Genomic DNA, 10604 nt, shown 5'->3' on the forward strand with positions numbered 1-10604 from the left:
TGAAAACTACAAAGGCAACTCTGAGCCGTTATGAAAATAATTTACGAGAACCTAAAGTAGATTTTGTTAAGCAAATAGCTGATTATTTACAATGCTCTACAGATTACCTCCTGGTACGAACATCTAATAGATTAGGAATAGTAGTACAAGATAATGTTGAAAATAACAACATTAGGATTGAAATAGATAAGAGTATTTACCCTGATGACCTTACTCATGAACAAGTATTAGAAATACTAGAAAATCTAAATAATGCTGGTTTTAAATGGGAATCTAAGGATAAATAAAAATATAGTCCTAAGTTTCACAAAATTTCATATAAGTTTTGCCTTTCAGTAAAAAATAACCATTATACTTCAATAAATTTAGCGCCATATGTTAAAAATAACATATGGCGCTATTTTCATTCTAATATAGCGTTTCGCCATAATTAGCTGATTTGTTTTAAATAATGTATTATTATTGTTATTCTTTACAATTTTAATTTGCTTCTTGAAAATATTACTATATAAGTATATACTAGGTTGGAACATATGTTCGTTTTATGACACTTGTTATGTGGGGGAGATGAAAATGTATAAACTAGAAGGAATAATTAAGGTAGAGATTAACGATAAGGTTATATACTGCAATAATATGAGTTATAATCATATCGGTCTACTAAACAAAACTGAAATTACTAGCACAAAGTCTAGTGGTAATGATATAAACTACACTTATATAGAAATGAAGGAGGACGATGCTCATGGCGAGTAGTTAAATAAGATTAAAAGAAATTTAGTATCAACTTCTTTTGATAAAATATTTTTCTATAAGTTAGCTAACGACTATAAGGATTCATATTGGGAAATTAGATTTATATTTTGCAATATGCGCCTTCAGTTGTGCAGTATTTTTTATAATAACACCTATTGGTAGTAAGAAGAAACTGCCACAACATCGTTACTTCTTCACTGAGCTTAGGGAGTTTCATCATCTCATTGTATTTATCTACTGCCTTTTGAAAATAAAAATCTTCACTTTCCATTATCTTTTTTATAATATCTTGATCAAGTGTATTTATAAGTTTTTCATAAATTTCTGGTTTCATATAATTTCCTCCCTTGATGTTTCTATCATCCATAATTAGTTTAATTCCACCTTATTACCAATACTTTTATAATTCGATACAAACCATATTTTCCCTTCGAATTATTACATGTTAATTTAACATGATTATAAAACAACAACTTCCAGTTATTCTTATGACCTGTGAGATCATACCCTAAACTGGAAGTTGCTGTTTGCTATTTTATACTAAATTCAGAATATAAATCCTTATACTCACTTGCTAAGGGATCTATTCCCAGGTTTCCTTAATTAAGATTAGTCATCAAATATATATATAGCCTTGTTCAAAATTCTAAATTATTAAATGTTTCATAGATGCTATTTAAGGTTTTTAGGATCTAGTGCATCGCGAAGACCATCACCAATAAAATTGATTGACAAAACACATAATACGATTAAAAGCCCCGGTGGTAGCCAAAGCCATGGTTGCGATGTCAGCACAGTAATAGACTGCGCATCCGTAATCATATTTCCCCAACTCGACATTGGAGGTTGAACTCCCATTCCTAAAAAGCTAAGTGATGCCTCAGTAATGATAGCGCTAGCCATGCCTGATGTGGCGTTAACCAGAACAGGTGCTATTGTAATAGGCAAAATATGAAAAAATAAGATTCTAGGTGTACTAAGTCCTAAAACTATTGCTGACTTTATAAAGTCCATCTTTTTAATAGACAAGACATTCCCGCGGACTAAGCGCGTTACACTAGGCCACCTTAGCAACCCAATAACAACTATTATATTAATCAGGCCTGGTCCCATAATGCTCACAGCAACCAATATAAGTACTATATCTGGGAAAGACATAAATACGTCTGTAACACGCATTATAAGCATGTCAATTTTCCCGCCAAAGTAACCCGAAACTAATCCTAAAATGGTACCTATACTGACACTGATTGCTACTGTTCCTAATCCTACAGTAAGTGAGACCCTAGCGCCATAAATTAAACGACTTAATACATCTCTTCCTACTTGGTCTGTGCCCAAGATATGTTGCATTGAAGGTGCTGCGCTAAAAGTATCTGTAATTTGATATGGGTCACACGGCGAAATAACGGATGCAAATATAGCACAAATTGCTATAATTAATATTATGAATACTCCGCCAACCGCCATTTTATGTTTATAAAACCGGCGTATAACCATGCTGATGTAGCTTTCATCTCTTTCTAGTACTTCGCTTTTAGATAAATTTTTATTTATTTCCGACATATCATTTCACCCGTTTAATTCCTTTTCTAATAATTAATTATATTTAATCCTTGGGTCTACATAGGCATATACAATATCAGTTAATAAATTGGATATTAAAACAATAACTGCAGTAAGAATATTTAGCCCCATAACCGTGGGATAATCTCTGCTTAAAATTGAAGTCATAGTCAATTGTCCTATTCCTGGCCATGAGAATATCGTTTCTGTCACCACAGCACCAGCAAATAACAACGGAATTTCTAGTCCAAATACAGTTACAATGGTAATTAGCGCATTTCGTAGAGCATGCTTATTTATGACTAAAAATTCACTAAGTCCCTTTGCACGAGCTGTTCTCAGATAATCCTGCCCTAATATTTCAAGCATACTTGATCTTATATAACGTACATTCCTTCCTGCAATATTTACTGCAAGAACAGTCACTGGCAATATTAAATGTTGTAATCTATCGGTAAAACCACCACCGCTACCAATATCAAACATACCACTAGAAGGAAGCCACTTTAGTTTAACAGAAAAAATGTAAATCAATCCGAGACCAAGAAAAAAGTTCGGTATTGAAATTCCAAGAAACGAACCTGTAATTGCTGTATAGTCCAATATAGAATACTGTTTGGTCGCACTAAGAATTCCAATAAATATTGCTAATACAAACCCTATTAATAAAGATAAACCCATTAGTAAAACGGTAGGGCCAATGCGTTCAGAAATCATATCCGTCACAAGTCTAGATGTCTTCATTGAGTATCCAAGGTTTCCCTGCAACATATTGCTTAACCATTTGAAATATTGAACATAAATAGGAGAGTTTAGTCCAAGTGCCTCTCTCTTTGCATCAAGTGCAGCCTGCGTCACATGCGGATTTATCATCATATCTATAGGACTGCCTGGGGCCAAGTAAAGAAGGAAGAAAGCTATGATAGTAATCCCCAAAAATACTGGAATGGCTATTAATATACGACGAATAATATAATTTAACATAATGAGTACTCCTTTATTCCAAAATCAATTTGTGTCAAAGCAGGCTACTTTATGTTCAATTCCCTTTAGTTCAGGTTCCTTACGAAGACACATATCGTATACATTTGGGCATCGTGTTTGAAACTTACAACCCTTTGGTAATTTAAGCAAATCTGGTATATCTCCATGTATTATAAATCGTTTCTTATCCCTCATTAAAGGATTCGGTATAGGATATGAGCTTAATAATGCTTTTGTATAAGGATGCATAGGATTGTGAAAAATCTCTTCTGTTGAGGCCATCTCAACAATTTTTCCTAGATACATTACCATTATTCTGTCGCTAATGTAACGAATTGCGCCAAGGCCATGCGCTATAAATAAATAGGTAAGATTATATTCCTGTTGAAGATCTTTTAACAAATTTAGTACTTGAGCCTGAATTGAAACATCCAATGCAGACACTGGTTCGTCGCATATAATAAGCTTTGGATTTAATGAAAGCGCTCTTGCTATTCCAATCCTCTGACGCTGTCCACCAGAAAATTCATGCGGGTAGCGGTTTTTACTGCTTTTAGGTAATCCTACTGCATCAAGAAGTCTATCTACCTCTTTGCTAATATCTTTTTTTTCAACAATATGATGTACGCTGATTGGCTCCGAAAGAATTTCAGTAATACGTCTGCGTGGGTTTAGCGAGGAGTAAGGATCTTGAAAAATAATTTGCAGGTTCTGACGAACTTTGATCAGTTCGCGATTAGATAACTGTGCTATATCCTGGCCTTCAAAGATTATGCTTCCTTCTGTCGGTGTTTCAATACGTACAATCGTACTGCCTAAAGTAGACTTTCCGCAACCAGATTCACCAACAAGTCCAAGAGTCTCTCCTTTAAATATCTCAAGATCAATTCCATGTACTGCTTTAATGCTACCAACTGTATGAGAGAATATTCCTTTTCGTATAGGAAAATATTTTTTAAGCCCTTCGGTTTTTAATAAAGGGATACTTGATGTAATTTTTTCAACAACCATAAACTGTCTCCTAACGATTCTGGCTGGTTTCTTTATAATTCCAGCAACGAACCTTGTGATTATTCCCACTATCTACAAGCCTAGGTACTTCACTCCTACAGCGTTCAGTTGCCAAAATGCATCGTTCATTAAAACGACATCCTGAAAATTTCTGATACACAGATGGGACAGTGCCGGGAATGGGTATCAAACGTTCAATCTTCTCAGTATAAACCTGGGGTATTGATTTCATAAGGCCCTGAGTGTAGGGATGCTTAGGATTTTCAAAAAGAGTATAAACATCAGCTTCTTCTACTACCTGGCCTGCATACATTACTAATACTTTATCTACCATTTCAGCGATTACACCAAGATCATGAGTAATTAGCATAATTGCAGTGTTAAATTCCTTACTTAGTTTTTTCATCAGATCAAGAATTTGGGCTTGGATTGTTACATCCAAAGCAGTGGTTGGTTCATCTGCAATAATTAACTTCGGATTGCATACCAATGCCATTGCAATCATAACCCTCTGCCTCATCCCGCCTGACAAGACGTGGGGATAATCATTAATTATTTTATCTGCCCGTGGCAAGCCTACTTTCTCTAGCATATCTACCGCACACTTTAAAGCTTCAGATTTACTTTTTTTCAAATGAAGACGAATAGATTCCGTTATCTGATCCCCAATCGTTAAAATGGGATTTAATGAAGTCATAGGCTCTTGAAATATCATAGAAATCTTATTACCACGTATTTTGCGCATTTGCTTTTCATTAAGCTCAAGCAGATTTCTTCCTTCGAAATAAACTTCTCCCTTATTGACTTTTCCCTTATTACCAAGCAAACCAATAATTGATAATGAAGTGACGCTTTTGCCACAACCAGATTCACCCACGACACCAATAATTTCACCTGGTTTCAAAGAAAAACTTACATCATCAACACAGATTACTTGTCCATCATCTGTATTAAAGACTGTCTGTAATTTATTAACTTGTAAAATGTCTTCCATATTTTTATACCTAGCCTATCATAATTAGTATTCTTATTAGTTTTGATAAAATATTGTTTTAAGTAGAGCAAGAGCTCATATCCTTGCTCTACCTAGTTTTGAATTATTACCTATTTTTGATTTACATCCCACTTGTATACATCTATAAATGTTCCATAATCCTTGGGTTCACCAAAAATCATTCTTTTATTAGTTGCTTTTAACCCACTAGTTGCGTATAAAATTGGCATTGGTACCTCTTCAGCAAGTATATTCTGCAAATCGTATAAGTAGGCTTTTACTTTACTGTCATCAATTTCATTTTTTACGGATTCAACAAGGGCATCAACCTTTTTATTCTCATAACCACAGAAGTTTCCGCTAGTAACGAAAAATGGAAGATCATATGTCGGATCAATAGGGATAAGTGTATCAGCCATAAAAGTAAGGTCATATTCTTTCTTCTTCGTCTTAGCCATAGCGGTTGGGAAGTCCATTTTCTGGATCTTTACCCTCAATCCTACAGCTTTTAGGTTTTCTACAATTATAGCAGCTGCTTGTTCACGTGTTTTATTACCTGTAGGTACAATCATATTTATTTCTTTATTTGAATTCCAACCAGCTTCTTTTAAGAGTTGTTTCGATTTTTCCACATCAAATATTACTCCTGGCAAGTCTTTATTTAAATATGGGTTATTACTTGTAAAGAACGAATTAAGTACTTCGCCCTCACCTTTTAATAAATTATCAACAATCAATTTTCTATTAATGGCATAGGAAATTGCTTTTCTTACCCTTACATCTGGTATAGATTTATGATTAACAAATAAGAAATTTACAGAACTAGGCTCACCAGATTTTGTTGTAATATTAGTCATGCTTTTAATTTTCTCATAATCTTCAAGAGGTAAAGATGCTATCTGAGCTAAATTCATATCAATTTCTCCATTTTCTAGTTGAACAGTAAGCTCGCTACCTGGCATGTTTTTAAAATTGATATTATCTATTATAGGTGCACCCTTGAAATAGTTTTTATTAGCTTCCATCTGAATATACTGATCTCTTTGGAAAGTAATAAGTTTATATGGTCCATTTGTTACTTTTGGTTCAATAATAGCAGGATCTTTTCCAAAATTTGCTCGGTCTACATTTTTAAATATGTGTTCAGGGACAGCCATTATATTTCTGCATATGCTGTTTTGAAATAAATTCATTGAAATTGGGGCTTTCGTACTTAATTCTAATGTTTTATCATCAATCTTTTTCACACCTGCAATATCCATAGTTTCATCAGGAATAAGACCCTTCTCATCTGTGCCTTCTATAATACTAAAATTTGATGCTACCATAGACGCTACTTTAGGGCTACAAATAAGCTTAATTGTAAATATCACATCATCAACTGTCACTGGTGTTTCATCAGTCCACTTAGCATCTTTGTTTAATTTAATAGTAAACACTTTATTATCTGCTGTTTCTACCGAGTCCGCCAGCATAGGTTTAAATGTCATATCTTCATCAAGATCTACAAGTGGCTGATACAATATTCCAGTAATAATTCCCGCTGCATTATCCCCTGGGTCAATAGGATTTAGGTCAACCGGTGAACTAAGTATACCGATATTAACATACTTTCTTTCTGCTTTTTGTTGAGTTTCTTCATTTGACTGGTTTCCTTTCTTAGCACACCCAACAGTAGTGGGTGCAATTAGTAAAACGCAGACAAATATGGGAAACAATTTTGAAAACTTTTTGTTTCTCATAATATTAACTCCTTCTATTATTATGTTTAAAACTTTGACTTTTTATATTTTATTCCCTATTCTTTTATTCAGAACTTAATCATTCATAATTAAATTTGAGAAGGTAGTATTTGTAGTAAATTATTAGCAATGAGATTTGCTCTAAACACTAAAAAAGGACTTACTATTAAAGTAAATCCACTAAATCTTTATCACTGCATAACATCATCTATCCACAATTCTCTTATCTCATCTGCTCTAAGAATAATCTTTTCCTTAAGTCCACACTCTTCCTTAGATATTTCATCTGATTTTTCATCAGGATATATATCAAGATCATTCAATTTACGAATTACATTCTCCATTGCATCCTCTTCACCGCTAAAGAATTCACTCCCTCTAATCCTAATAAATCTCCATCCAAGCCTTTCAAGAATTCCTTGACGATTCATGTCCTCTTCCAATTTATCTTCACCGTGCCACTGTTCACCATCACATTCAATTGCTACTTTTTTATGTTTATAAATGGCAACCATATCTATTCTAAATGAACCAACTTCCCATTGTGGTGAAATCTTATATCCTCTTTCAATAAGATATTTCATCACTCTCTTTTCAAACTCTGATTCTGCCTTTAATACATTTTTTTCAAAATTTCTTTGTCTTGATTTATAATCTTTGCAGTATTCAATTAACCCTTTTCTAATATCACCACTCTTTAAATCATTGTCTGAATCCATAGAATAAATAAGCCAAAGCTGATCTCTCGCACGACTTACTGCAACATTATATCTTTTTTTATACAAATTATCAGTTCCATATGAAGTTAATCTCATAGGGCCTTCCCCAGCATTTACATCAACCATTGATAAAAAAATGATATCTCGCTCATCGCCTTGAAAATTTGCTGGATTTCCACATAAAATATTTCTATTATCGTACTCAATTGGTGTCATTTTACTCTGCAATAACCTATCTATAAGTGTTGCTTGCTTCTCTCCTCTTAAAGTTATTACCCCAAATGTTTTACCATCATACTCTTCATTTTCACAACAAGCTAATATTAATGATACTACGACTTCAATCTCTTTTTGATTTATTTTCTTATCGGATATAGCATCCCGAACTCTATATGTTATTATTGGCGGTTTTGTTTTAACATCACTAGTTTCCCTAAGCGCTTTTATTTGACCATTGTAAGATAAAATATTTGAATACTCAATAATTTCTGGTACACATCTAAAATGTTCCTTTAATCTAACTGGTTGATATCCAGATGCTTGTGCCAAATCATATATTGAGAATTTACCTGAGTATAGAAAATGATTAGGCATGTCATATAAATATTCTTTGACCAGCCTTTCCATATCTTCGGTCTTTTCTCCAATAGCGAGTGGGCTGACCTGTTCATTGTCACCAACTATAATTACTTGCTTACCTAAATATAGTGCAACTAATGCCATAACATCAGCCTGACTTGCTTCATCGATAATAACAACAGCAAATTTATTTTCCTTTGGATTAAAGATTTCTACCACTTTGTTTAATGGCATAATCCAAACTGGAACTGCACTCTGACATTGTGGCATTAGCTTCCTTGCTTCTGCTTTTAATCTCTGCGCATTCTTACCTTTTCATGCACCTATCTTTCTTATTAGTTGTCTCCAACCTTCAATTGCTTGTATTTGTTTTTTATTATTGTTGAATTCATCCAATTTAAATAACCATGCTTTATTAAATGCTAACTCTGCTGTATTATTTTTAAATGAGCATTCTAGTTCAACTATGATCTTCTGAACCTCATCTATAGAGATTTTATTTCTATCATTAATCTCTTCTACAAATTGACAATATAGCCAAGCCTCTTTAATATTAGCTGGCGCTTTAGCTTTTCCAAATTCACCTTGCCTTTCTATAATTTCATTTGCCCAAGCAGGGGCGGTTATCGCTAATTTATCTAATAGTTCCCTTCTTCTTTCAATATGTTTACCTAATTCCTTTATTGATTTTATCGACTCATAACACTCATTGTATAAATCTACATCTTCATTTATTACAGCTGTTTGTAATCCATTAATTATTTTACTATTATAATTTTTAGAAAATTCATTAACTACATTCTCAATTTTCTTTTTATTATTATTTATTTCATTGTATTGTACTCTATATATTTGTGCCTCTATAATTTCTATTAATTTTTTACCAAGATCTAATTTTATATGTTTAAGCTTACTAAATTTATTACTAGACAGATCAGGTTTACTTTTTAATCTTTCTAGGTTTATACCACATAAATCTATATCCTTAATTATTGGATCCCATTTTCTTTCATACCAATTTATGTTATCTTCAATTATTAAGCAATATTTTTTACAGGTTAATTCAAAAGCATCTCCCATATCATCAACTTGCTCTGCACCTAAAATTGCAATTTGTCTATTCCACCTATTTTTCAATTTCCCCCTTGCTACAATTAACCTACGATAATTATTTAATGCTTTAAATTCATTTGTTTTAGTCGGCACATTACCATTCACTCTACAAGCATTTATAAAATTCTTCAATGGCTTATTCAAAAACAAATTTGCCCTTGTTATCTTTCCTCCATTTTCAAGTTTCTCAATTATAGATTTTAATAGAATATCTACGTCACTAATTAACTCTATGTCAATAAACTGAGGATTATATGTTAGTATACTTTCTGAACAATCAATAGATAGTTTGTAAGTTACGTTAATTTCATCTATTAATAAACTCCAGCTATTTTTTAAGGTGTCTTCTTTAGCCGACTGAATAGTTTCTAATACCCAAGGAGTGTTTATATCTATATTCACTAATGCCCCATTTACCCTGTCCCTAATGTCGTTTAGCTCAGATATCGTATATTTAACTGCTACTTCACTATTCCAGTATTCTAGGCCACTTGATAATTTTTCACTGCTAAATGTATTCTTCTGCCTAATTATCTCATTAAATTCAATTGGCGTTATTAATTCACTTAGATTAGGCAATTTACTATCGTATTCTTTTTCCTCTTCTAAGTTTATTTTAATGTTGCTAGAATATACCTCGCTAATTTCTTCTTCACTTAATGATAAGCTTTTACCTAAAATTACAGGAGTAGGCATCCAATCTGCATCACTTCTATGCTTATTAATATACTTTGCAGCGTCAATTGGTTTATATTCTTCTCCAGAAATAATTATCGTCCTATATTCGTTAATTCTTGTATTTTTCAAATCCATCTTAAGATCATTTAATTTATCAATAATTTCTTTTCTTTCTTTTCCTAAACTCTCAACTTTCGATTTTAAATCGCTCGGTTCTAATGTAGACCTATTTTCATTAATAACATCTAAACTATTTTCCATTTCACGTCTACCTTCTGTAGTAGCTAATAAACTTAGACATAATGATTGTAGCTCTTCCACCACTTTTTCCTTTAAAACAGATAAAGCCTTTTCACTGTAACTGGTAATTAATATACTCTTACCTTGTGATAATAAGTGACCCACCATATTAGCAATTGTATGAGTTTTCCCTGTACCTGGAGGCCCTTGAACTAAAACTGC

10 protein-coding genes are annotated in these 10604 nt (G+C 32.8%); 2 read left to right on the plus strand and 8 right to left on the minus strand.

The annotated features are described in order from the left end of the window. Together ACJAX4_RS18235 and ACJAX4_RS18240 are read left to right on the plus strand one after the other, a co-directional pair. Positions 1-287 (plus strand): helix-turn-helix domain-containing protein (locus ACJAX4_RS18235; RefSeq protein ID WP_435790874.1); only part of this gene is annotated, 287 nt, incomplete at its 5' end. 286 nt (positions 288-573) lie between these two features. Further along, positions 574-756: a hypothetical protein gene (locus tag ACJAX4_RS18240; RefSeq protein ID WP_435790875.1), complete on the plus strand. Its 183-nt coding sequence runs from the start codon at positions 574-576 to the stop codon at positions 754-756. Between the two features lie 100 nt (positions 757-856). Here the strand turns inward: ACJAX4_RS18240 and ACJAX4_RS18245 are convergent, their stop codons facing one another. The 8 genes from ACJAX4_RS18245 to ACJAX4_RS18280 form a co-directional block, all read right to left on the minus strand. Next, entirely contained in the window at positions 857-1090 is a 234-nt protein-coding gene (locus ACJAX4_RS18245; protein ID WP_435790876.1) for a hypothetical protein, read from the minus strand. A 338-nt stretch (positions 1091-1428) separates the two neighbouring features. Next, positions 1429-2322, minus strand: coding sequence for an oligopeptide ABC transporter permease (gene opp4C / locus ACJAX4_RS18250; protein WP_435790877.1), 894 nt, complete (start codon positions 2320-2322; stop codon positions 1429-1431). A gap of 33 nt (positions 2323-2355) precedes the next feature. After that, positions 2356-3306, minus strand: coding sequence for an ABC transporter permease (locus ACJAX4_RS18255; RefSeq protein ID WP_435790878.1), 951 nt, complete (start codon positions 3304-3306; stop codon positions 2356-2358). 24 nt (positions 3307-3330) lie between these two features. Beyond that, positions 3331-4317 (minus strand): ABC transporter ATP-binding protein, encoded by a 987-nt coding sequence (locus ACJAX4_RS18260; RefSeq protein ID WP_435790883.1) that lies wholly within the window; start codon positions 4315-4317, stop codon positions 3331-3333. Positions 4318-4327: 10 nt separating this feature from the next. Then, the gene (locus ACJAX4_RS18265) at positions 4328-5311 is read right to left on the minus strand and encodes an ABC transporter ATP-binding protein (protein ID WP_435790879.1); all 984 of its coding nucleotides are present in this window, start codon (positions 5309-5311) and stop codon (positions 4328-4330) included. Between the two features lie 110 nt (positions 5312-5421). Then, entirely contained in the window at positions 5422-7053 is a 1632-nt protein-coding gene (locus tag ACJAX4_RS18270; RefSeq protein WP_435790880.1) for an ABC transporter substrate-binding protein, read from the minus strand. A gap of 191 nt (positions 7054-7244) precedes the next feature. Then, positions 7245-8621 carry an AAA domain-containing protein gene (locus tag ACJAX4_RS18275; RefSeq protein ID WP_435790881.1) on the minus strand — a complete coding sequence of 459 codons (1377 nt, stop codon included), beginning with the start codon at positions 8619-8621 and terminating at the stop codon, positions 7245-7247. A gap of 45 nt (positions 8622-8666) precedes the next feature. Then, positions 8667-10604, minus strand: a 1938-nt coding sequence (locus ACJAX4_RS18280; protein WP_435790882.1) for an AAA domain-containing protein, incomplete at its 5' end; no start/stop codon positions are given.

The sequence above is a fragment of the Clostridium sp. genome (genome assembly GCF_051278035.1).
GTDB lineage: Bacteria > Bacillota > Clostridia > Clostridiales > Clostridiaceae > Clostridium_AD.

What these genes read in the sequence shown, in the direction of transcription:
- ACJAX4_RS18270 (WP_435790880.1), bottom strand. Translation starts at nt 7,053, where the DNA reads ATGAGAAACAAAAAGTTTTCAAAATTGTTTCCCATATTTGTCTGCGTT.
- ACJAX4_RS18245 (WP_435790876.1), bottom strand. Translation starts at nt 1,090, where the DNA reads ATGAAACCAGAAATTTATGAAAAACTTATAAATACACTTGATCAAGAT.
- opp4C (WP_435790877.1), bottom strand. Translation starts at nt 2,322, where the DNA reads ATGTCGGAAATAAATAAAAATTTATCTAAAAGCGAAGTACTAGAAAGA.
- ACJAX4_RS18275 (WP_435790881.1), bottom strand. Translation starts at nt 8,621, where the DNA reads ATGCCACAATGTCAGAGTGCAGTTCCAGTTTGGATTATGCCATTAAAC.
- ACJAX4_RS18240 (WP_435790875.1), top strand. Translation starts at nt 574, where the DNA reads ATGTATAAACTAGAAGGAATAATTAAGGTAGAGATTAACGATAAGGTT.
- ACJAX4_RS18260 (WP_435790883.1), bottom strand. Translation starts at nt 4,317, where the DNA reads ATGGTTGTTGAAAAAATTACATCAAGTATCCCTTTATTAAAAACCGAA.
- ACJAX4_RS18255 (WP_435790878.1), bottom strand. Translation starts at nt 3,306, where the DNA reads ATGTTAAATTATATTATTCGTCGTATATTAATAGCCATTCCAGTATTT.
- ACJAX4_RS18265 (WP_435790879.1), bottom strand. Translation starts at nt 5,311, where the DNA reads ATGGAAGACATTTTACAAGTTAATAAATTACAGACAGTCTTTAATACA.